This is a genomic window from Hydrogenophaga sp. L99, assembly GCF_058731905.1.
In genome coordinates this window covers 3,740,297-3,763,730 of record NZ_CM178972.1, presented here as the reverse complement: position 1 = coordinate 3,763,730, position 23,434 = coordinate 3,740,297, and the positions used below count along the sequence as shown (strand labels likewise).

General features: G+C 64.9%; 18 protein-coding genes. 5 read left to right on the top strand and 13 right to left on the bottom strand.

Annotation, left to right across the window (positions count from 1 at the left end):
• Positions 1–159 precede the first annotated feature (159 nt).
• From AC4QBL_RS18010 to AC4QBL_RS17995, 4 genes are all read left to right on the top strand, one after another.
• Complete coding sequence (locus AC4QBL_RS18010) at positions 160–1,251, top strand: aminoglycoside phosphotransferase family protein (protein WP_472907539.1); 1,092 nt, start codon at positions 160–162, stop codon at positions 1,249–1,251.
• A gap of 10 nt (positions 1,252–1,261) precedes the next feature.
• Positions 1,262–2,005, top strand: coding sequence for a 16S rRNA (uracil(1498)-N(3))-methyltransferase (locus AC4QBL_RS18005; RefSeq protein ID WP_472907540.1), 744 nt, complete (start codon positions 1,262–1,264; stop codon positions 2,003–2,005).
• Positions 2,006–2,077: 72 nt separating this feature from the next.
• Entirely contained in the window at positions 2,078–3,253 is a 1,176-nt protein-coding gene (locus AC4QBL_RS18000) for an MFS transporter (RefSeq protein WP_472901978.1), read from the top strand.
• A gap of 83 nt (positions 3,254–3,336) precedes the next feature.
• Positions 3,337–3,828, top strand: a complete 492-nt coding sequence (locus AC4QBL_RS17995; RefSeq protein WP_472901979.1) for a YidB family protein — start codon at positions 3,337–3,339, stop codon at positions 3,826–3,828.
• A gap of 102 nt (positions 3,829–3,930) precedes the next feature.
• Here the strand turns inward: AC4QBL_RS17995 and AC4QBL_RS17990 are convergent, their stop codons facing one another.
• From AC4QBL_RS17990 to AC4QBL_RS17950, 9 genes are all read right to left on the bottom strand, one after another.
• Positions 3,931–4,782: an alpha/beta hydrolase gene (locus tag AC4QBL_RS17990; protein WP_472907541.1), complete on the bottom strand. Its 852-nt coding sequence runs from the start codon at positions 4,780–4,782 to the stop codon at positions 3,931–3,933.
• A 61-nt stretch (positions 4,783–4,843) separates the two neighbouring features.
• A complete protein-coding gene (locus AC4QBL_RS17985) occupies positions 4,844–6,343 on the bottom strand; it encodes a M20 family metallopeptidase (RefSeq protein WP_472907542.1) in 1,500 nt (499 codons plus the stop codon).
• Positions 6,344–6,552: 209 nt separating this feature from the next.
• The gene (locus AC4QBL_RS17980; RefSeq protein WP_472907543.1) at positions 6,553–8,139 is read right to left on the bottom strand and encodes a methyl-accepting chemotaxis protein; all 1,587 of its coding nucleotides are present in this window, start codon (positions 8,137–8,139) and stop codon (positions 6,553–6,555) included.
• Positions 8,140–8,185: 46 nt separating this feature from the next.
• Positions 8,186–9,625 carry a methyl-accepting chemotaxis protein gene (locus tag AC4QBL_RS17975; RefSeq protein WP_472901983.1) on the bottom strand — a complete coding sequence of 480 codons (1,440 nt, stop codon included), beginning with the start codon at positions 9,623–9,625 and terminating at the stop codon, positions 8,186–8,188.
• Between the two features lie 85 nt (positions 9,626–9,710).
• Complete coding sequence (locus AC4QBL_RS17970) at positions 9,711–11,453, bottom strand: methyl-accepting chemotaxis protein (RefSeq protein WP_472907544.1); 1,743 nt, start codon at positions 11,451–11,453, stop codon at positions 9,711–9,713.
• 30 nt (positions 11,454–11,483) lie between these two features.
• Entirely contained in the window at positions 11,484–13,286 is a 1,803-nt protein-coding gene (locus AC4QBL_RS17965; RefSeq protein ID WP_472907545.1) for a methyl-accepting chemotaxis protein, read from the bottom strand.
• Between the two features lie 30 nt (positions 13,287–13,316).
• The gene (locus AC4QBL_RS17960; protein ID WP_472907546.1) at positions 13,317–15,479 is read right to left on the bottom strand and encodes a methyl-accepting chemotaxis protein; all 2,163 of its coding nucleotides are present in this window, start codon (positions 15,477–15,479) and stop codon (positions 13,317–13,319) included.
• Positions 15,480–15,516: 37 nt separating this feature from the next.
• The gene (locus AC4QBL_RS17955; protein ID WP_472907547.1) at positions 15,517–16,038 is read right to left on the bottom strand and encodes a chemotaxis protein CheW; all 522 of its coding nucleotides are present in this window, start codon (positions 16,036–16,038) and stop codon (positions 15,517–15,519) included.
• 291 nt (positions 16,039–16,329) lie between these two features.
• Positions 16,330–16,770, bottom strand: coding sequence for a hypothetical protein (locus AC4QBL_RS17950; RefSeq protein ID WP_472907548.1), 441 nt, complete (start codon positions 16,768–16,770; stop codon positions 16,330–16,332).
• A 95-nt stretch (positions 16,771–16,865) separates the two neighbouring features.
• Between AC4QBL_RS17950 and AC4QBL_RS17945 the strand changes: the two genes are divergently transcribed.
• Complete coding sequence (locus AC4QBL_RS17945) at positions 16,866–18,188, top strand: ISL3 family transposase (RefSeq protein WP_472907315.1); 1,323 nt, start codon at positions 16,866–16,868, stop codon at positions 18,186–18,188.
• A 603-nt stretch (positions 18,189–18,791) separates the two neighbouring features.
• Here AC4QBL_RS17945 and AC4QBL_RS17940 read toward each other — a convergent pair.
• The 4 genes from AC4QBL_RS17940 to AC4QBL_RS17925 form a co-directional block, all read right to left on the bottom strand.
• The gene (locus AC4QBL_RS17940; protein ID WP_492131611.1) at positions 18,792–18,995 is read right to left on the bottom strand and encodes a transposase; all 204 of its coding nucleotides are present in this window, start codon (positions 18,993–18,995) and stop codon (positions 18,792–18,794) included.
• 187 nt (positions 18,996–19,182) lie between these two features.
• Positions 19,183–21,117, bottom strand: coding sequence for a methyl-accepting chemotaxis protein (locus tag AC4QBL_RS17935; protein WP_472908470.1), 1,935 nt, complete (start codon positions 21,115–21,117; stop codon positions 19,183–19,185).
• Between the two features lie 19 nt (positions 21,118–21,136).
• On the bottom strand, positions 21,137–21,661 hold the full coding sequence (locus tag AC4QBL_RS17930) for a chemotaxis protein CheW (protein ID WP_472908471.1): 525 nt from the start codon (positions 21,659–21,661) through the stop codon (positions 21,137–21,139).
• Positions 21,662–21,681: 20 nt separating this feature from the next.
• Positions 21,682–23,424 (bottom strand): methyl-accepting chemotaxis protein, encoded by a 1,743-nt coding sequence (locus AC4QBL_RS17925; RefSeq protein ID WP_472908472.1) that lies wholly within the window; start codon positions 23,422–23,424, stop codon positions 21,682–21,684.
• Positions 23,425–23,434 lie beyond the last annotated feature (10 nt).

Below are 23,434 nucleotides of genomic sequence, written 5' to 3'. Positions count from 1 at the left end.
GAGCCTGAAAAGTACAAAGAACAGCGGGATGCTGGTGAGACAAAGGCGGGTTGCGGCGCTCATTGTGGCGCCCATGGGCCACGCGAAGCGGGTTTGTAGAATCTGCGGCGATTATCCTATGCCAACACAGCGGCTGTCGCTGTGCACCAGCCCACTCCCATGACCCCGATCCAACCCCTTGTTACGTGGGCCGACCCCCAGCGCGAAACCGCCTTCAACGCCTGGCTGCACTGCCTGGCCGGCGCCCAGGGCCTGCTGCCCGCCACGCTGCGCCCGGCCTCGGCCGACGCCAGCTTTCGCCGCTACCTGCGGGTGGACACGGTGGATGGCGCGAGCCGCATCGTCATGGACGCGCCGCCCGACAAAGAAAACTGCCAGCCCTTCGTGCACGTGGCCGGCCTGATGCAGGACGCCGGCCTGCTGGTGCCGCAGATTTTGGCCTGGGACGAGCCGCTGGGCTTCATGCTGCTGCCCGACCTGGGCACGCAGACCATGATGGAGCAGATACAGCCCGACAACCCGGCCGCCAACCACGCCCGCTACCTGCAGGCGCTGGACACGCTGCTGGCCTGGCAGCTCGCCTCCAAGCCCGGCGTGCTACCGGCTTACGACGAGCCGCTGCTGCGCCGCGAATTGCAGCTGTTTCCCGACTGGTACCTGGCCCAGCACCGCCAGACCACGCTGCAGGGCAAAGACGCCGAGACGCTGAGCAAGGCGTTTGACAGCATCGTCAAGCGCAATCTGGCCGCACCCAGCGTCTATGTGCACCGCGACTTCATGCCGCGCAACTTGATGATCCCCGCCCTGCCCGGCAGCACCCCGGCCCAGCAACTCGGCGTGCTGGATTTCCAGGACGCGGTGTACGGCCCCATCACCTACGACATCGCGAGCCTCATGCGCGACGCCTTCCTCACCTGGGAGGAAGATTTCGTCATCGATATCACCATTCGTTACTGGGAAAAGGCGCGCAAAGCCGGGCTGATGGACTTTGAAGACTGGCACAGCGACTTCGGCGCCTTCTACCGCGCGGTGGAATGGATGGGCCTGCAGCGCCACCTGAAAGTGGCGGGCATCTTTGCGCGGCTCACCCTGCGCGACGGCAAGCCCAAATACCTGGCCGACACGCACCGCTTCATCCACTACATCCGCAACACCACACACCGCTACCGCGAGCTGGGGCCGTTTCTCAAAGTGATCGACCAGGTGGAAGGGTTTGAAGCCGCCTCGGGCTACGCCTTCGGCCGCGTCTGAGGCCACAGGTATGCCGCGCTTTCACTGCCCCGTCCCGCTCGCTGCGGGTACCGAACTGGACCTGCCCGCTGCGGCAGCCCGCCATGTGCAGGTGCTGCGCCTGCAGCCCGGTGGCGTCATCACGCTGTTCAACGGCGACGGCGGCGAATACAGCGCCACCGTTCTGCGCATGGGCCGCTCGGACGTGGCGGTGCGCGTGGACAGCCACCAGACCCGGGAATGTGAGCCCAGCCGCCGCGTGCACCTGGCCGTGGGCATGCCCGCCAACGACCGTATGGACTGGCTGGTGGAGAAAGCCACCGAACTCGGCGTGGCCAGCGTGCAGCCGCTGCACACCGCCCACAGCGTGCTGCGCCTGAGCGGAGAGCGCGCCACGAAAAAGCAGGCCCATTGGCAAGCCGTGGCCACCGCCGCGTGCGAGCAGTGCGGCGGCAACCGGGTGCCCACCGTGATGCCGGTGGCCGAACTGACCGCCTGGCTCAAGACCGCCAACCCCGCTGACCCAGTTGACGCCGCAACGCCCCTGCTGCGGTGCGTGCTGTCGCTGGCCGATGGCTCTCAGCCGCTGGCGGCGGTGCTGGCCAGCCAGCCGGCCCAAACGCCGGTGCTGTTTCTCAGCGGGCCCGAAGGGGGCTTGAGCCCCAGCGAGGACGCCGCGGCCCGGGCCACCGGGTTTGTGCCGGTCACGCTGGGGCCGCGCGTGCTGCGCGCCGAGACCGCTGCGCTGGCTGCGCTGGTGCTGGCAGCACATTGACGCGCCCCACCTGAAGCGGCTGCCCCGCACCGGACAGCCACCCGAGGTCAGCCGCTGTATAAACACCCGCTTATGAATAAAAACCTCTGGCTGCTGGCCGCCGCGCAAGGCCTGTTTCTCACCAACAACGTGGTGTTCATCGCCATCAACGGTCTGGTGGGCTTGTCGCTGGCGCCGCTGGGCTGGATGGCCACCTTGCCGGTCATGGGCTATGTGGTGGGCGGTGCCTTGTCCACACCGCTGGTGGCACGCACACAAAGCGCCTACGGCCGCAAGGGCTCGTTCCAGATCGGTTTGCTGGTGGCGTTTGCGTCGGCCCTGTTGTGTTTCTGGGCCGCCATTGACAAAAACTTCTGGCTGCTGGTGAGCGCCACCGTGATCGCGGGTTACTACAGCGCCAACGGCCAGCTGTACCGCTTTGCCGCAGCCGAGCTGAGCGCGCCCGATTTCCGCGAAAAAGCGGTGTCGCTGGTGCTCGCCGGCGGCCTGGTGGGCGCGGTGCTGGGGCCCAACCTGGCGAGCCGCACACGCAGCCTGTTTGATGTGCCGTTTGCCGGCGCCTACCTGGCGCTGGCCGTGGTGGCGCTGCTGTCGATGGCGATCATGTCGTTCCTCAAATTTCCACCGCTGCCACCCAAAAAGGCGAATGCCGACCCGGGGCGCCCGCTGTCGGTCATCATGCGCCAGCCGGTTTTCATTGTGGCCACCGCAGGGGCGGCGCTGGGCTATGGCGTGATGAACCTGCTGATGGCGGCCACGCCGCTGGCCATGCAGGTGTGCGGCTTTGAGTTTGACGACGCCGCGCTGGTGCTGGAGTGGCATGTGATCGGCATGTTTGCACCGGGCTTCTTCACCGGCCACCTGATCAAGCGCTTCGGGGTGCTGACCATCATGGGCGTGGGCGTGGTGCTCAACATCGCCTGCATTGCCATTGCGCTCTCGGGTGTGGACCTGCACCAGTTCCTGATTGCCCTGTTTTTGCTGGGTGTGGGCTGGAACTTCCTGTTCACGGGCAGCACCACGCTGTCGCTTCAAGCCTACAGACCTGAGGAAAAAGACCGCGCACAGGCCGCCATCAACTTTTTTGTTTTTGCCACCATGGCGGTCACGTCGTTCGCCTCGGGCGCCCTCGTCACCACCCAGGGCTGGCAGTGGCTGAACGTAGGTTCGCTGGTGCCTGTAGCCCTCACCGGCGTGGCCCTGGCGTGGCTTGCGTGGCTGCGGCGCCAAGCCCACAATGCGGCCTGACCCGGGGCACATCGACTGACCCGGGCCTGGGCCGCAGCAGCCGCTGCGGCTCCACTTCACACAAGGGATACGACATGGGCTTGATGGACTCTTTGATTGGCGCCGCCACCAACGCAGCGATGGGCTCGCTGCAGGGCAACCAAGCGTCGGCAGGCGCCACGGGCGCAGCCGGTGGGCTCGACCCCCAGATGCTCATGGGCATCGTCGGTGCGCTGATGAACAACGCCGGTGGCCTGCAAGGCATTTTGGCCAAGCTGCAACAGGGTGGCCTGGGTGAAGCGGCCCAGTCGTGGGTGGGCACGGGTGCCAACCAGCCCGTGTCTGCCGACCAGCTCGGTGGCGCCCTGGGCCCCGACCTCATGGGCATGATCGCCCAGCAACTCGGCGGCAACGCCCAGCAAGCCGCTGGCACCATGGCCGACCTGCTGCCGGGCCTGATCGACAAACTCACACCGCAAGGCCAGATGCCCACCGACAACGGCACGGGCGCTCTGGGTGCCCTGCTGGGCGGCCAAGGTGGCGGCAACGCGGGCGACCTGATGGGCATGCTCGGCGGCCTGTTGCAAAAACGCTGATCGGGTGTGGCCGCTGGGCCATTGAACGCAGCGTTTCGACCCGCAAACAAACAGCCCCAAGCGAGGCTGTTTTATTTGAAACGTGTGCCCGGCAGTTGACGCTCAGGCGGGCGCACGCTGGTCCAGCCAGGCCTTGAGCGCAACGTAAACAGCCGACGGGTCTTGCTCGTTGAAGATCTCGTGGTACAGCCCTTCAAAACAATGGCTGGTGACCTTGTCGCGCGGCGCCATGGCGGCAAAAGCGCGGCTGCCTTCGGGGCGCACCAGGCGGTCAGCACCGGCATACATGAGCAAGGTGGGCACATGCCAGCGCGGTGCGGCGGCCACCACCCGGGGGCCGTTGCTGTCGATGAACCGGGCCAACCGGGCCGAAATGCGGTCGTGCACCAGCCGGTCGTTCGCGTAGGCATCCACCACCGCCGCGCTGTGTGAAATCTTGCTGGCGTCCAGGCCGTTTGAGAGCGCCAGGTTGGGCGCCCAGCGGTAAAGCAACCGCATGATTTTTTTCTGCTTGGGGCCGATGCCCGCGTCCAGCGCGGGAGACGACAGCACCAGCGCATCCACCGGCGCGATGTTGCGCTGAACAAAGGTGGACGCCACCAGCCCCCCCATGCTGTGGCCCATGAGAATGAGCGGGCAGGCCCAGGGCCGCGCAATGTGCCGCCGCGTGTCGTCCAGCACCTCGGCCAGGTCGTCCAGCAAAGCGGTGTCGGACGGGATCACGCCACGGGCGCCACCCGACTCGCCGTGACCGCGCTGGTCGTAGGCGCGCACGCAAAAGCCCCATTCATTCAGACGCTGGGCCAGCGGGTCGTAGCGCCAGGCGTGTTCGCCCAGGCCGTGCACCACCAGCACCACGCCACGCGGGCGCCAGCGCATGGGCAGCGGCCAGTCGTACAGGGCCAGGTTCAGGCCGTCTTCGAGGGTGAAAGGGGCCTGGGTGGTGTCGGACATGGCGGGGGCAAGCGAAGGCGTTGGGGCCGGGGACGCGGGTTTTGGCGAAACGCGCCTGCCGTCAAGGCATGCGGGCAATCACCTGGGCCACCGAGGCGGTGAGGCGCTGCGCGTAGTCCAGGTGCAAAAACTCGTTGGGGCCGTGTGCGTTGCTCTTGGGGCCGAGCACGCCACACACCATCATTTGCGCGGTGGGGAAACCTTTGCTGAGCATGTTCATGAGCGGAATGGTGCCGCCCTGGCCGATGGTGCCGCAGCCGGCGCCAAAGTGCGCTTGCGAAGCGTCTTGCAGCGCGGCTTCAAACCACGGTGTGGTGGTGGGCGCGTTCCAGCCGCTGGCTGCGCCTTCGCCCTCAAACGTCACGCGGGCCTGGTACGGCGCGTTGTCTTCCAGCAAGGCTTTGAGCTCTTGCACGGCGCTGGGCGCGTCCACCAGCGGGGGCAGGCGCAGACTGAGCTTGAACGCGGTGTAAGGCCGCAACACATTGCCTGCGTTGCGCAACTCAGGGAAACCGTCGGCCCCGGTGACGCTGAGCGTGGGCCGCCAGGTGCGGTTAAGCAAGGCGTCCACCGGGTCGGTGGTGGTGGGCAAGGCAAACACGGTAGAGCCACCGCAGTCGTGGTGTGCCCAGGGGAAGCGCTTGTAAATTTCGTCGCCCAGAATGGCCGCCGTGGCCTTGGCCTGCGCCACGCGTTCGGCGGGCACTTCGCAGTGAAAGCTGGCCGGCAGCAGGCGGCCGGTGGCGCTGTCTTCCAGGCGGTCCAACACCTGGCGCATGATGCGAAAACTGGACGGCACCAGCCCGGAAGCGTCGCCCGAATGGATGCCTTCGGTCAGCACCTCCACCTTCAGCACGCCGCTGGCCATGCCACGCAGGCTGGTGGTCAGCCACAGCTGGTCGTAATTGCCGGCGCCACTGTCCAGGCAGATCACCAGGCCCACGTCGCCCAGCCGGGTGCGCAATGCGTCCACGTAGGGCAGCAGGTCGCCCGAGCCGCTTTCTTCGCAGGTTTCCACCAGACCCACGATGCGCGGGTGCGCCGCGCCTTGGGCCTTGAGCGCCTGCACCGCCGCGATGCTGGCGTACACCGCGTAGCCATCGTCGGCGCCGCCACGGCCATAGAGCTTGCCGTCCACAATTTTCGGCGTCCAGGGGCCGAGGTCGCTGCGCCAGCCGGTGAATTCGGGTTGCTTGTCGAGGTGGCCGTACATCAGCACGGTCTGGCCTGAAGCGGGGGCGGGCGTGCCGTCTCGCCCGGCGCTGGCGGGCATTTCAAAAAACAGCACCGGCGTGCGAGGCACACCCTGGACATCGTTGAGGCGAATCACTTCGAGCGTGAGGCCGGGCACCCGCTGGGCCTGCACCCAGTCGGCGGCGCTTTGCAACACCCGGTCGAGCAGACCGTGGCTGGCCCAGTCGGCGTCAAACGCGGGCGACTTGGCCGGCACCTCGATGTAGCGCTGCAGCTCGGGCACGATGGTGCTGGACCAAGCGGCGTTCACATGGCTTTGCAGCGCCGTGGGTTCGAGCGGCAGGGGCTGGGGCAAGCGGGCGTTCATGGCATCGGTCTCCAGGGGATCAAAGCCCAGCGCGCACCGGGCGGGCCGCGTCCCGAGGCAGCAGCCACCGGGCCGGGGTTTCAGAAGCTGGCGCAAGTATAGGCACGATGCGGTGCCGCTGGCAGGTGCGCAGACACCGTCATGGGGTCAAGGCAGGCTTCGCAGCGCCTCAAACGCCGCCTTGGGCAGTGCTCAAAGCGCTCTGGCGCTCAGACTGTGGCCAGGTCTGTGCGGCCGCTCAAGCGGAACACGCGCACCACATCGGCGAGCCGGGCGGCCTGGTCTTTCAGGCTCTCGGCTGCCGCCGCGCTTTCTTCCACCAGCGCGGCGTTTTGCTGCGTCATCTGGTCGAGCTGGCTGACCGCGCCGCTCACCTGGCCCATGCCGCTGGACTGTTCGTTGGCGGCGGTCGTGATGTCGCTGATGAAGGCCGACACCTTGTCGGCGTTGGCCACGATTTCGCTGATGGTGCTGCCCGCCTCGGCCACCAGGCGCGAACCCATGTCGACCTTGTCCACGCTGTTGCCAATGAGCGTCTTGATCTCTTTGGCCGCCTCGGCGCTGCGCTGCGCCAGGTTGCGCACCTCGGCGGCCACCACCGCAAAGCCCCGGCCTTGCTCGCCGGCGCGGGCGGCTTCTACCGCGGCATTCAGCGCCAGGATGTTGGTCTGGAACGCAATGCCATCGATCACACCAATGATGTCGCCAATCTTTCGGCTGCTCTGGTTGATCTCTTCCATGGTGGTCACCACCTGGCCCACCACCTGGCCACCGCGCGCGGCCACCTCGGCGTTGGCCACCGCCATCTGGCTGGCCTGGCGGGCCGCGTCGGCGCTCTGGCGCACGGTGCCGTTGATCTGTTCCATGCTGCTGGCCGTTTGCTGCAAGCTGCTGGCGGCTTGCTCCGTGCGGGTGGACAAGTCCTGGTTGCCCGAAGCGATCTGCGCGCTGGCGGTGCCAATGCCGTCAGAGCTTCTGCGCACCTCGCCCACAATGCGCGCCAAGGCGTCCTGCATGCCGCCCAGCGCCTGCATGAGGCGCGAAAGCTCGTCTTTGCCATCGATGGCCATGGACTGGGTCAGATCCCCCTGTGTGATGGCGGTGGCCAGGCGCTGCGCGTGGTCGAGCGGGCGGCAAATGCTCTGCATGTTGGCCAGCGTGGTGGGCACCACCACCAGCCCCGCCAGCGCAACCGCCAAGCCAAACAGCCACAGCGTCTGGTCGCTGGTGGACTGCTCCTCGGCCTGCAGGCTGGCCGCTTCGCCCAAGATGATTTTTTCAATCTGGGCCATGTCGGCCAGCAGCGTTGCGTATTGCTCGTGGGCGCGTGCCAGCATGCGGTTGGCCACGGTGGCGCTGTCGTAACCACCCGCCTTGATCTGCACCACCACCGGCTCCACCGCCGCCACGTACACGCCCAGCCGTTGTTGCATCTCGCGCAGCAAGGCGTTGTCCTCGTCGTCATCGCCTTCCAGCATGTGGCCGATCTGCTTGTCTATCTCGGCGCGGGCTTTTTCCCACCGCATGTTGGCCAGCGACAGTTGTTCAGGCGATTCGTAGTGGATCACCATGTCCTTCTCGTAGCGGCTCAGGTCGGCCATGGCCACGCGCAGGCGCGAGAGGATCAGCGTTTCTTCAAACGCATGGCTCACAAACTCTTGGCTCAGCTGGTGCAAGCGCTGCATGCCCCACAGGCCAGCTCCGCCCACCACCACCAGCAGCGCCAGCACCACGCCGATGGCGCCGAGCATGCGGGTGCGAATGGAAAACTGACGCATCAGGTGGTTGAGTCCCATGGAAATGTCCCGATCAAGCAGAGGTTGGATGGCAACGCACCGAGAGTCAGACCAAGCGCAGCGAACCGCTGGGCTTGAACACCAAAATGGCTTGGGCCAGGTTCTGCGCTTGCTCTCTCAGGCTTTCGGCGGCCGCGCTGCTTTCTTCCACCAGCGCCGCGTTTTGCTGCGTCATCTGGTCGAGCTGGTTCACCGCGGTGTGCACCTGGCTGATGCCCCCCGATTGCTCGGAAGACGCCGCCGTGATCTCGCCAATGATGTCGGCCACGCGCTGCGCGTTGGCCACCACCTCGTCAATGGTGCTGCCCGCTTCGGCCACGAGGCGCGAGCCGGCGTCCACCTTGTCCACGCTGTTGCCAATGAGCGTCTTGATTTCTTTGGCCGCCTCGGCGCTGCGCTGCGCCAGGTTGCGCACCTCGCCCGCCACCACGGCAAAGCCCCGGCCTTGCTCGCCGGCGCGGGCGGCTTCCACCGCCGCATTGAGCGCCAAGATGTTGGTCTGGAACGCAATGCCGTCGATCACGCCAATGATGTCGCTGATCTTTTTGCTGCTGTGGTTGATCTCGTGCATCGTGGCCACCACCTGGCCCACCACCTGGCCACCGCGTGCGGCCACTTCTGCGTTGGCCACCGCCATCTGGCTGGCCTGGCGGGCTGCGTCAGCGCTCTGGCGCACGGTGCTGTTGATCTGCTCCATGCTGGCGGCGGTTTCTTGCAGGTTGCTGGCCGCTTGCTCGGTGCGCGCTGAAAGGTCGTTGTTGCCGCTGGCAATTTCTCGGCTGGCGGCTTCGATGTGTACGGCTGAGGCCTGCACCGACGCCACCACCACCTGCATGCGCTGCAGCGCGGCCCTCAGGGCCTGCGCGCGCGGCGTGGTCACGTCCATGCCGCTCATGTCCAGCGCAATGCCGTCGGGCTGGTCCACCGCGGCCACCATGCCGGCCAGTTCAACGCCTTCGCGGGCGGTGCGCCCCATGCTCACCGCCAGCACCACCTCCAGCGAGGTCTGAATCACCACATAACCGGCATGCAGCATCACACGCCAGAAGTTGGCTTCGGTGGTGCAATAAAAGCCCAGGCCAGCGGCTTGCAAACGGTCAAACAGCACATGGTGCACCGCAAACAAACCCGCCGCGAACACGATGGGCCGCCAGTCCAGATACACCAGCACCAGCGCCAGTGTGACGAACACGCCAAAGTGGTATTCGATTTCGCCGCGCGCCAGTTGAATGTGCAGCGCCACCAGCGCCACCAGCGCAAACACCAACACCAGGCGCGAGACCATGGTGCCGCGCGCCACAGCGAAGACCGCAGCGCCCAGGCCCGCAAACGCCAGCGCACCGATCACGCCCAGCGTAGGCTCGTAATACAGAAAGCCAATGACCACAGCGGCGATGGCGCTGACCACGATGGCGGCCAGCATCACCTTGTCACCCAAAAGGGCCTGGCCGTTGTCGGCGTGTCTGCGTTGGTTTGTGTTGCTCATGTCGAAAACCCTGGTTTATCGTGATTTGGTCGAAAAGAAAGTGCCCGGCATCGGGGGCAAGCCCCAGCGCCTGCGAGCGGGCCGTTCAGAAACTTTCCCAGTCGCCTTCATGGCCAGCGGCCACAGCTGCCTTGCCTGGCTGGGAGGCAACGGTCTGCAGGTCCGGCGGCCGCTGGAGGGCACGCGCCGGCGGTCGTGCGGCCAACACGGGAGGCGCGGTTTTTTGCGCAGCGGGGCGGACGGTGGACAACGGCGCTTTGGGCACTCCGGCGCGCGGCGCGGCAACCGGATGCGTGGGGCTGCTGCCACCGGTGCGGAACATCGCAATGACTTGCGACAACCGGACCGCCTGGTCCTTCAAACTCTCTGCCGCCGCAGCGCTCTCTTCCACCAGCGCGGCGTTTTGCTGCGTCATCTGGTCGAGCTGGTTCACCGCGGCGTTGATCTGCCCAATGCCGCTGCTTTGCTCGCCGCTGGCGGCGGTGATCTCACCGATGATGTCGGCTACGCGCTGGGCGTTGGCCACCACATCGCCAATGGTGCTGCCCGCTTCGCCCACCAGGCGCGAGCCCGCTTCCACCCGGTCCACGCTGGTGCCAATGAGCGTCTTGATTTCTTTCGCGGCTTCGGCGCTGCGCTGCGCCAGGTTGCGCACCTCGCCGGCCACCACCGCAAAGCCCCGGCCTTGCTCGCCGGCGCGGGCGGCTTCCACCGCCGCGTTCAGCGCCAGGATGTTGGTCTGGAACGCAATGCCGTCGATCACGCCAATGATGTCGCTGATCTTTTTGCTGCTCTGGTTGATCTCTTCCATGGTGGCCACCACCTGGCCCACCACCTGACCGCCGCGCGCAGCCACTTCGGCGTTGGCCACCGCCAGCTGGCTGGCCTGGCGCGCCGCATCCGCACTCTGGCGCATGGTGCTGTTGAGCTCTTCCATGCTGGCTGCCGTTTGCTCCAGGTTGCTTGCAGCCGCTTCCGTTCGGGCTGACAGGTCGTGGTTGCCCAGTGAAATTTCGCTGGTGGCCACTTCAATGCTGGCGCTCGACTGCTGCACCTGCGCCACCAGGGTGCGCATGGCCGCCTGCATGGACGACAGTGCGCCCACCAGGCTCTGCGGCTCCGGCGTGGGCGGCACATGGCCCGTCAGATCACCGCCGGCCATCTGTTGCAAGGTGGCTCGCACCACCGCCGGGTCACCCCCAATTTCACGGCGCAAGGTGCGTCGCAATTGCATCCCCAGCACCACCGAAACCGCCATGGCCAGCGCGGCCAGCCCCATGGAAATCCAACGCATGCGGTCGGCGCGTGCGTTGACGGCGACATGGGTCGCATGCGACAACACGCCCATGTCATCGCGCAGCTTCAACAGCGCGGTGCGCAGCTGGCGCCAGGCCGGCGTTTCGACTTTGTTAAGCAAGGCCCCGGCCTGGGTCGGGTCGGTCTTGAGCGTGTCCAGCACCTGTTGCTGGGCGCGGCCCTGGGTGGCTCGCAGCTCGCCCAGCGCCAAAATGGCTGGCTCAACCGTCAGCCCCTTGGCCAGCTGCTGGCTTTCGTCAAAGGCCTTGTCGTAGGCCTCTCGGGCGCCGTCCAGGTTTTTGTAAGCGGTCAGGTTGCCTGGGTCCAGCACGATGTTGCGCATGGCCTGGCCCATCTGCAGGCCTTGGGCATACATCTCACGCACGCCGTTGGCAATGGCCGCTTCGGTTTGAAGGTAGCCATCAAACTCGCGCTGCGTGTTGATCAGCGAGCCGATGGCGGCGGTCAAACCGCCCACGAACAGCACCGAGGGCACAACAAAGGCTATCAAGAGGCGCTGGTTGAATCGCATGGTGTTCACCTACGGGCATTGGTGTGGGATTCAGAAGCTTTCCCAGTCGCCTTCAGCACCGGCCGCGGTGGACTGTGCGGACTTGCTGGCGGCGGGCTGCGGCCGCTTGAGGGCTGTAGAAGAAGCCGGAACGGAAGCAGGCGCCGATGCCGCGATGCGCGGTGCGGCAGGCTTGGCCAGCGCAGCGGTGGGCTTGGCGCTGGGCTTGAAGCTGGTGGTCGCACGCTGGGTAGGCGTGATGTGGGCGTACGTGCTCGCGGCGCGCGCGGGTGCGTTGACCATGGCGCTGCCATCGGTGCGGAAGATCGCGATCACCTGCGACAGGCGCGCGGCCTGCTCTTTCAGGCTCTCGGCGGCCGCCGCGCTTTGCTCCACCAGTGCCGCGTTTTGCTGCGTCATCTGGTCCAGCTGGTTCACCGCGGTGTTCACCTGGCCAATGCCGTCGCTTTGCTCGCCCGCGGCCGCCGTGATTTCGCCAATGATGTCGCTCACGCGCTGCACCGAGCCCACAATTTCGCTCATGGTCTGGCCCGCATCGGCCACCAGGCGGCTGCCGGTCTCGACCTTGTCCACGCTGGTGCCAATGAGGCCTTTGATTTCTTTGGCGGCTTCGGCACTGCGCTGCGCCAGGTTGCGCACCTCGCCGGCCACCACCGCAAAGCCCCGGCCTTGCTCACCGGCGCGGGCGGCTTCCACCGCCGCATTGAGCGCCAAGATGTTGGTCTGGAACGCGATGCCGTCGATCACGCCAATGATGTCGCTGATCTTTTTGCTGCTGTGGTTGATCTCGTTCATGGTGGTGACCACCTGGCCCACCACCTGACCACCGCGCACCGCAATCTCAGAGGCGCTGGCCGCGAGCTGATTGGCCTGGCGCGCAGCGTCGGCGCTTTGGCGCACGGTGCTGGTCAGCTCTTCCATGCTGGCCGCGGTTTCTTCCAGGTTGCTGGCGGCCTGCTCGGTGCGGGCGCTCAGGTCCTGGTTGCCGCTGGCAATTTCGGCCGACGCGGTGTTGATGCTGTCGGCCGCGCTGCGCACCTGGCCCACGGTGTTCACCAACGACGCTTTCATGGCGCCCAAGGCTTTGAGCAGGTCGCCCAGTTCGTCGGTGCGTTTCGTGTTCACTTCCCGGCTCAGATCGCCGCTGGCCACCGACTGGGCAATGCTCACCGCTTCTAGCACGGGTGCGGTCACCGAGCGGGTGATGCGCCAGGACACCACCAGCCCCAGCAAAACAGCCAGCGCAGCCAAGCCCGCCAACAGCATGATCTCCCGCTGTATCACGGCGTCCGAGGCGGCCACCGCATCGGCCACCACTTGGTGCTCCAGCGTCTTCAGCTCGCCCATGGTGCTGGTGTAGCGCTCAGCGGCCGGCATGAGGGCAGACTGCAATTGCTGGTTGGCGCCGTCCAGGTCGCCGGCTTTGAGGGTGTCGAAATAGGTCTTGCGCACCGCGATGTATTCGGTGCGGCGCGCGGCAATGTCTTTGAGCAATGCCTTGCCTTTGTCGCTGTCAATTTCGTCTTCCAGCCCCTTTTGCAGCTCGTTGATGCGCTGCGTGGTCTGCGCAATCAGCGGCTTGAAGTAGGCGTCCACCTCGGCGTCGTTGCGCGATTTGGCCAAGGCCATCACCCGGTTGATGTTGAGCTGGGTGCTGGCCAGCCATTCGTCGGCCATGAAGGCGCGCCGCTCCATGGCCACCACGTCAATGGTGCCTTGGCGTGCGGCTTGCAGGCTGTTCCAGGCCACCACCGTGAGCACCACCAGCAGCACCAGCACGGAGGCGAAACCCAGCGTCAGACGCTGGCCAATTTTGAGTTGGTTGAAGTACATGAAAGGTCTCCGTAAATCTGAGGGAATCGCTTAAAAGCTTTCCCAGTCGCCTTCGGCGGTGGCCTGGGTAAGGGCACGCTTGGGCTGGGCTGGGCTGGCAGAGGGGGCGCTGGGGGCCGGGGGACGAAGGCGCTGGGTGGGCGCCGCCAGCGCCTTGCGTTGCGGCACCGACAACGGCACAGCGGCGGGCTTGCGCCGGGGGCTTTGCACCGGCACCGGCTTTCTGTTGGGTACGGCCGTGAGCGGGGTCAGGGCAGAAGCATCGTCACCCGTGCGGAACGTGGCGATCACCTGCGACAGGCGCGCGGCCTGCTCTTTCAGGCTCTCGGCGGCCGCCGCGCTTTGCTCCACCAGTGCCGCGTTTTGCTGCGTCATCTGGTCGAGCTGGTTCACCGCCGTGTTCACCTGGCCAATGCCGTCGCTTTGCTCGCCCGCGGCCGCCGTGATTTCGCCAATGATGTCGCTCACGCGCTGCACCGAGCCCACAATTTCGCTCATGGTCTGGCCCGCATCGGCCACCAGGCGGCTGCCGGTCTCGACCTTGTCCACGCTGGTACCAATGAGGCCTTTGATTTCTTTGGCGGCTTCGGCGCTGCGCTGCGCCAGGTTGCGCACCTCGCCGGCCACCACCGCAAAGCCCCGGCCTTGCTCACCCGCGCGGGCCGCTTCCACCGCCGCATTGAGCGCCAAGATGTTGGTCTGAAACGCGATGCCGTCGATCACGCCAATGATGTCGCTGATCTTTTTGCTGCTGTGGTTGATCTCGTTCATGGTGGTGACCACCTGGCCCACCACCTGACCACCGCGCACCGCAATCTCAGAGGCGCTGGCCGCGAGCTGGTTGGCCTGGCGCGCAGCGTCGGCGCTTTGGCGCACGGTGCTGGTGAGCTCTTCCATGCTGGCTGCGGTTTCTTCCAGGTTGCTGGCGGCTTGCTCGGTACGGGCGCTCAGGTCCTGGTTGCCGCTGGCAATTTCGGCCGACGCGGTGTTGATGCTGTCGGCCGCGCTGCGCAGTTCGCGCATCATGGACAGGAAGCGCTGGCGCATGCTTTCCACCTCCAGCACCAGGCGGCCAATGTCGTCGTGGCGGTCGGTGCTGAACGGGCGGGTCAGGTCGCCCTGGGCCACGCTGGTGACGGCCTGGGTCAGTTCGGCCAGCGGACGGCTGACATTGCGCCGAACCAGCCAGAACAAACCCAGCCCCAGCACCACCGTGGTGGCGGCCAGCAAGGCCCAGAACGCGTAGATGGTTTCCCAGTGCGTGGCCATGGCTTCATCGTCAGACACCTCGGCCACCACCCACCAGCCGCCCGCCTTGGCGGTGCGCTTCACGCGCCATGGGTTGGGTATGTCGGCCTGAAAGAGCGCCGTACCGCCGTCCACAAAGTTTTGCGGTGCATCGCGCAGCTGGTCCAGCACGGGACCGGCGTCGGGGAACACATCGAGCACTTTTTTGCCTGCGGCTGTGGGGTGGGCCACAAACACCGCCTCGGCGCTGGAACTGCGCGGGTCGATCACATAGGTGCCGCCGGTTTCAAAAAAGCGCGCTTCGTTGACGAGCTGGGTCAGCGAGGCCTGGAAGTCGCCAATGTCAAACCCGATGAACAGGATCCCCACCACCTGACCGGCGTCGTTGGCCACCGCCTCGTAGTGGGTCATGTAGGGCTTACCAAACAGCACGGCGCGGCCGGTGTAGGTTTTGCCCTGCAGCATGAGCGGGTAGGCGGGGTGCTCACGCGCCAGCAGGGTGCCCATGGCACGCTCACCGTTTTCCTTTTTCAGCGAGGTGGTGATGCGCTCAAAGTCATCGCCTTTGCGCATGAAGATGGTGGCCACACCGCCGTTTTGCTGGTGAAACGTGTCCACCTCGGCAAAGTCGTTGTTGAGCAACATGCCCCAGCTTTTCAACTGGCCAGCCTCGGCATCCAGTTCCAGTTTTTCCGCAAACTTCTGACGGAACGGGCGGTAGGCCCGGTCGGTCATCATGCGGGCGGTGGCATCAAAGGCGTCTACCGAATCGGCCACGGCCTGCGCCTTGTCTCCGGCCCACACCACGATGCGCTCGCGCGAACGGTCTTCGGCCACCACCGCCATGCCCACGCTGATGAGCAAGAGCACGCTGGCCAGCATGCCCACCGCCTGGAGCGCGACGCGACGCGCAATCGAACGGTGTCGGGTAGGAGGTGTGTTCATGCGGATCTTCTCGTGGGGGCAGAGCGGTTCAACAGACTTACTGCAGGCTCTGCGAGCTGTCCATGAGGCCCATGTCGGCACTGCTCATCAGCGCGTCGATGTCCATCAAAATCAACATGCGTTCACCCACGCTGGCAATGCCGGTGATGAAGCTGGTGTCCACCGTGGTGTTCATCTCGGGCGCTGGCTTGATCAGGTCGCCAGCCAGCTCCAGCACGTCCGACACCGAGTCCACCACCGCACCCACCACGCGGCCGTGCACGTTGAGCACGATCACCACGGTGAAGCCGTTGTATTCCACCTTGTCGCAGCCGAGCTTGATGCGCAGGTCCACCACCGGCACGATCACGCCGCGCAGGTTGACCACGCCTTTGATGAAGCTCGGCGCGTTGGCGATGCGGGTGGGCTCTTCAAACGAGCGGATCTCCTGCACGCGCAGGATGTCGATGCCATATTCTTCGCCACCGAGGCGAAAGGTCAGAAATTCGGCCTTTTTGACGGCAGCAGCGCGCGCGCTGTGTTGGTTGGCCTGCAGGGTGGCCTCGTTGCGCATGTCCATGGGATGGGTCCTCGATTAACGGGTTGGTCCATGGACTATCGGCTTGGCGCGCCAGACCTGAAGCTCTAATAAAAAGTCGAAACCCCTGGCTTACCCCAGCTTAAGAGGACATGAGTACCAAAGTGAACCATCCGCCCACGCCCTCATCACCCCGCGCCGAAGGATCCGGTGGCTCCACCTTGCCGATGTCGATTTGGCGAAACGTGCTGGAAAAAGTGAGAACCGGTTGCCACGAATGAATCTGCGGGCGGTCTCCATTTTTGAATGCCCATCGCTCACCTGCCTGTGCAGTCAGCGCACCATGTCGGTCCCTTGCTCTGCCATGGCAAAAACAACCAACTCTCGACCCCTGTCTGCTTGCGCGACGCATTTTTGTGATGACTTCGCTATCAACACCACACAGTCGGATTCAATCAAGGCATCACGACCCAATTGGGCCATGGGCAAGGTAAAACTGGCGTCATTGACTGAAAACTTTGAAACGCGTTTTGGTTTGGAACCACCCACCATGGACAACTCAGGCCCCAGACAAGCGACAGCCATGCTGTTTAACACAGCCGCTGGCGTCGAGAGCCGCCATTGAATCAAGGACTCAATACCTGCCAACTCAATATTGGACAACTCGCTTTCAAAACGAACCCCACCGCGCTCATCATAAATTTTCAGGTACGAAAAAGTGTGATCCACATTCACACCCACACAAAAGCGCCGGGGCTCAATGCCGATTTGCATGGAACTTGACCTTCAACACCTATGCGTGCTGAGTGCGTGAGGTTGCTGGATACTCTGGCCTGATTGCCGCCACCCTGACACCTTCGTAACCGACCATGAGCCTGAGCACCGAAGCCCTGTTCACCGCAGCCCTTGGGCTGCAAGCCCCCTGGCGTGTCGAGCGCGCCGAGTTGAGCACCGCCAAGAAACGCATTGACTTTGAAGTGGTCTGCACCGAGCGGCGTCTGACCTGCCCGCACTGCGGCGCACCCGATCAAGGCATCCACGAGAGCATTGAGCGATCTTGGCGCCATCTGGATTTTTTCCAGTTCGAAGCCTGGCTGCACGCGGCCATACCCCGCGTAGCTTGTACCGCCTGCGGCAAGACCAGCCAGGTGCCGGTGCCCTGGGCGCGCGAGGGCAGCGGCTTCACGCTGCTGTTTGAAGCGCTGGCGCTGAGCCTGTGCAAAGAACTGCCCGTGGCCCACGCGGCCCGTCACCTGCGTGCCGACGCCAAAGCCTTGTGGCGGCGCATTGAGCACTACGTCAAGCTTGCGCGTCAGAAGGACGACATGAGCGGCGTGCGCCACATCGGCATTGACGAGACCAGTCTGCGCAAGGGCCACGAATACGTCACGGCCGTGCACGATCTGCAGCAAAAGCGCCTGCTCTTTGTCACCGAGGGACGCGATCACCAGACGGTCAATGCCTTCACCCAAGACCTGTCCGAACATGGCGGGAGCGCCCAGGCGATCAGCCATGTGAGCATGGACATGAGTGCGGCCTACCTGAAAGGGGCACAGCAGCAACTGCCGCAGGCGGCCATCTGTTATGACCGCTTTCATGTGGCGGCCCTGGCGGGCAAGGCCATGGATGAGGTGCGCGCGGCCGAATTCAAAAGCCGGCCCACCGCCGTGGCGCAAGCGCTGGGCGAGCTGGACCGCGCCAGCAGGCGCAGCCTGAGCTGGGCGATGCGCACGCACCATGCGAGCTGGAATCAGCGGCACATACAGGCGATGTACACCCTGCAGCGCACGAACTTGCAAAGCGCACGGGCCTGGCGCATGAAGGGGGCGCTGCGCGAGGTGTATGAGGCAGCGGCGCAGGGTCACGGTGAAGAGGTCGCCCGCACGGGTCTGACCAAGTGGATCGGTTGGGCCATGCGCTCGCGCCTGGAGCCCTTCAAGCGGCTGGCGCGTACGCTCAAGACGCACTTCGAAGGTGTCATCACGGGCATGCAGCAAGGACGCAGCAACGCGTTTGTGGAGGCCATGAATGGGCTGATGCAAAACGCCAAGCGGGCCGCACGCGGATTCAGAACGAGCAGGAACTTCATCGCCATTGCGCACCTGCGCCTGTCCAAGCTCAAGCACCTTCCAGCCAACCCGTTCGAGTACGCAGCGCCGCGCTTCGCAGGCCTCAGCACGCATAGGTGTTGAAGGTCAAGTTCCATGCAGATCGGCATTGAGCCAGCGCCGGTACCCCGTAAACCGATCAAACACCACCGCATCAGACGGAAAAATTCCATCTCCACGCCACGGGTATTTAAATCTAACATCGTAATAAGTACACACGTTGGGTACCTGAAAAAATGAATCCCCAACCAGATCTTTTGAATGCCTGGCGGGCAATGCTGCTCTTATCAAAGACGGAGCTTCAATACCCGGTATATGAATAAAGCCACCGGGCGATAGATGAGTCTTGCGTTTGCAACTGCATTTTTAATATCTTAAAAAGTTGACACTTTACATAAAATACGCAAATATGTCAAGATATTATTTTTATCATTTAAAAATCGCAGGACAAGACCTCGGCGGCGCGGGTGTGAAAAGACGAAATGGGTCCGAAGCGCTTGTTGAACACAACCCCGCCACCGGGTGAAGTCAGCGCCAATGGCTTCCCCCTCTGAGACCCACCTGTCCATGCTCAAACGACACGGGAATGCTTCGCGGTGAACCAACGAAGCGAGGCTCAGATGAAAGCGGGGCTAGCGAGGTACGGTCACATGCGAGGATCCATGCCATATGGCATGGAGCTTGACCTCAGCACCTGCGCGTGGTCACACCCGCGAAACGTGGTGCGGCGTGTTCAAGCGGGTGGGCCGATAGGTGCCTGAGCTTGAATAGACGCAGGTCAGCAATCGCGTTGAAGTTCGCGCTTGTTCTGAACCCGCATGCAGCGCGCTTGGCGTTTTGCATCCGCCCATTCATGGCTTCCACACATGCGTTGCCGCGCCCCTGCGGCATGCCCCCGATCACGCCTTCAAAGTGCGTCTTCGCGGGTGCTCACGCGCTCCGTATCGGGATGGATTGCAAGGCGCAAACCGAAGCCATGGGCGTGGCCATGGCAAAAATTTGTAGCGCAGCCGACCGCCAAGGGGGATGCGCGGGCACAGCGAAGGGACTTGCTCCGCGTTGCCCAAATGGGCCTTTGTCAGGCCGCAGCACCCACCCGAAACACGCTCACCAGCTCGGCCAGCTGGGTGGCCTGGTGCTTCAGGCTGTCGGCAGCGGCCGCGCTTTCCTCCACCAGGGCCGCGTTTTGCTGGGTCACCTGGTCCAGCTGGGCCACGGCGTCGCCCACTTGCGAAATGCCGCTGGACTGCTCGGCACTGGCCGAGGTGATTTCACCAATGAGGTCGCTCACACGCTTGACCTGGCTCACGATGTTGCCCACGCGCTGGCCGGCTTGCTCCACCAGGGCGGTGCCCGCATCCACACGCTCCACGCTTTCGCCAATCAACGTCTTGATTTCCTTGGCTGCCGCGGCGCTGCGCTGGGCCAGGTTGCGCACCTCGCCGGCCACCACCGCAAAGCCCCGGCCTTGCTCTCCGGCGCGGGCGGCTTCCACGGCGGCGTTCAGGGCCAGGATGTTGGTCTGGAACGCGATGCCATCGATCACGCCAATGATGTCGTTGATGCGGCGCGAGCTGGTGGCAATGTCTTGCATGGTGTGCACCACCTGGCCCACCACCTCGCCACCGGCCACGGCGGCGGCGCTGGCGCCATGGGCCAGTTCGCTGGCCTGGCGGGCGGTTTCGGCGTTTTGCTGCACGGTGGCGGTCAGCTGCTCCATGCTGGCCGCGGTTTCTTCCAGGTTGCTGGCTTGCTCTTCGGTGCGCTGCGACAGGTCAGCGTTGCCGGTGGCAATCTGGCTGCTGCCGGTGACGATGTTGTCGCTGCCCTGGCGCACCTCGGAGACGATGCGAACCAGGCTGTCGTTCATGGCCTTGAGCGCCAGCAGCAGCTGGCCGGTTTCGTCCCGCGCGCTGGTGTCAATGGACGACGTGAGGTCACCACTGGCCACGGCCTGGGCCACGCGCACCGCCTGCCCAATGGAGCGGGTGGTGGTGCCGGCTACCAGCACCATGACCCACACACCCAGCAGGCCAAGCGCGGCCAAAGCCAGGGCCATCGTCCACAGGCTCTGACCCGCGGCACTTTCGCGGTCGCGCAGTTCGGTCGACAACGCATGGAACACACGGTCGATCAACGCAAACTGCGCGTCGATGTGGCGGGTCGTGGCAGCGAAATAGTCTGCTGAAGGGTAGGTGAGCGTTTCAGCCAGCACGACCTGCTGATCGATCAGGGCAAAGGCTTCGTCAGCGGCTTTCCAGGCTGCCGCCACCGGCGCCTGCAGCGTTTGCTGCAGGTGGGGGGCGGCGGCAAACACTTTCTCCATGTCCTTCTGGGCATTGCGCATGTGCATGCGGGACAGGTTGTTGAGCGCCGCAAGGCGGGCGCGCTGCTCGGGCGAGGCCTCACCCCGCGCCAGCACCAGGGCACCTTGCGCACGGGCCTGGCCCAGGCTCTCGGTGAGTTGCGGCAAGTAGGCCAAGGTCGCCTGGATCATGAAATAGGTCTCGGCGATGGGGTTCAGCGTCATCCCCGACGCATCGGCCACGTCTTCCAGCAGGTCCAGCTGCTGGGCGATCAGGGCCGTGTGGCGCGCAAAGCTCTGCGGACCATCCACCGCGCGGCTGCCCACCGCGTCGGCGAGTGCGGTCCAGTCGCTGCGAATGCGCTGGGCCCGTTCATTGGCCTGGCTGGAAGACAGGCTGGCCACCGACAGCAGCGCCGTGTTCAAAGCAGCGTCTACCTCGCCGCGCTTGGCTTCGCGCGCCGCTTTCACGCCTTCGTTACCGCCCAGGTAACCGGCCGACATGCCCCGGTGCTGCTGCGACAGCTGCAGCAGCTTGAGCACGTCGCCCGCGGGCGCAATGCCACTGGCCTCGTTGCGGGCCGCTTGAAAGTAGCTCATCTCACCCCGCACGGCGATCGTTACGGGTGCGACCACCATGAGCAGGGCCACCAAACCGATGAGGATGAACTTGTGGGCGAAACGAAGGTTGGCGATGAAGCGTTGCATGAAAGTAACCTGGAAAAAATTAAGCGTGGTGGGTGTCCATGAGGCCCATGTCGGCGCTGCTCATGAGCGCGTCGATGTCCATCAAAATCAACATGCGCTCACCCACGCTGGCAATGCCGGTGATGAAACTGGTGTCCACCGTGGTGTTCATCTCGGGCGCGGGCTTGATCAGGTCTTGGCTGAGCTCCAGCACATCCGACACCGAGTCCACCACCGCACCCACCACGCGGCCGTGCACATTGAGCACCACCACCACGGTCAGGCCGTTGTATTCGACGGTGTTGCAGCCGAGCTTGATGCGCAGGTCCACCACCGGCACGATCACGCCGCGCAGGTTGACCACGCCTTTGATGAACGGCGGCGCGTTGGCGATGCGGGTGGGCTCTTCGTAAGAGCGGATTTCCTGCACCCGCAGGATGTCGATGCCGTACTCTTCTGCGCCCAGGCGCAGGGTGAGGAATTCGGCTTTTTGGGCCGTGGCAGCGGCGGCCTTGCGCGCGCTGTCTTGTTGGGCCAGGTGGGTGGCTTCGTGACGCATGTCCATGGTGTGCTCCGGGCTGGGGTTTAGAAACTTTCCCACTCGTCCGCGTCGCGGCGGCGGCTGGCCGGGGCGCGTGCGGACTCGATGGCTTTTGCGGCAGGAGCTGGCGCTGGGGTGGCGCGCGGCAAGGCCGGCGCGCGGGCCGCGGGCTGGGCGTGCAACGGCTTGGGCTGCGGCGCCGGCGGCGCTGCGCGCACCACGGCCATGCTGCCTGGCGCACCCGAGAGCTTGAACACGCTGACCGCCTGCACCAGCTGCTGGGCCTGGTTTTGCAGGCTAGCGGCGGCGGCGGCACTTTCTTCCACCAGCGCAGCGTTTTGCTGGGTGGCCTGGTCCATTTGGGTCACGGCTTCACTGACCTGGCCCACGCCCGCGTTTTGCTCGCGGCTGGCGCTGCTGATTTCGCCCACGATGTCGCTCACGCGCTGAATCGAGCCCACAATTTCCTGCATGGTCGAGCCCGCGCGGTCCACCAACGCCGTGCCTTGCGCCACGCGCTCCACGCTGGCGTTGATCAGGCCCTTGATTTCTTTGGCCGCCTCGGCGCTGCGCTGCGCGAGGTTGCGCACCTCGCCGGCCACCACCGCAAAGCCCCGGCCTTGCTCGCCGGCGCGGGCCGCTTCCACGGCGGCGTTGAGCGCCAGGATGTTGGTCTGGAATGCGATGCCGTCGATCACGCCAATGATGTCGCTGATCTTCCTGCTGCTGTCGTTGATGTCCTTCATGGTCTGCACCACCTGGCTCACCACCTCGCCGCCTTGCACGGCGACATGGCTGGCGCTGGTGGCCAACTGGCTGGCCTGCTGGGCGTTGTCGGCGTTTTGGCGCGCGGTGGAGCCCATTTCTTCCATGGAGGCGCTGGTTTCTTCCAGCGCGCTGGCCTGCTGCTCGGTGCGGCTGGAGAGGTCGGCGTTGCCCTGGGCAATCTGGGCGCTGGCCGTGGCCACGCCATCAGCACTCTGGCGCACGCCAGACACCACACGGGTCAGCGAGCCCTGCATATCGCGCAGGGCGCTCAGCAGGGGCGTGAATTCGTCGCGGGCGTCGTCGCGCACGTCGGTACTCAGATCGCCGTCGCGCACGCGCTCGGCCACCGCCTGCGACAACGCCACCCGGCCACGCAACACCCCCGCCACATAAGCCGAAAAAGCCAGCAGCGCCAAGGCAATGGCCAGCGCCGCAGCGGTGATCAGGTTGGAGGTGATGACCACGCTGCTTTCAATGCGGTTGATGTCCTGCGTCAAACCCGTGCCCTGAATCGCCTTGCCGTCAACAATGGCCTTGAGCAACACGTTGCGAGCGGGAATGGTCACGTCCACCAGGTACGCAAAAGCCTCGTCTTTCTGGCCTTGCTGGATCAGCGCAACGTTGGCTTCGCCCGCTTTCCAGAAAGCCGCCAACACCGGCGGCAAGCTGCCGAAATGCGCCTTGCCCTCGGGCGAAAACAGGCGCTGCTCGAAGGCTGACAGCACCGCGTCCATGTTCTGGCGCTTGCTGGCGATGTAAGCCAGCGCTTCCTGCTGCTCTTGTGGGGTGCGCGCCAAAATGGCGTGGCGGATCTGCAGCGACACCTGGGTCACATTGAGTTCAAGCTCGCCCATGGCATTGAGCTGGGCCACCCGGTTTTCTTCGGTGAACGCCGCCAGATCGCTGGCGTTGTGCAGCGTGATGTAGGCATAGGCGCCCAAGGCGGCCAAAGCCACGGCAATCGCCACGCTCACCGCATACAAGCGCTTGGCAATGCCAAAAGTTGAACCATTTCCCATGTTTTTTCCT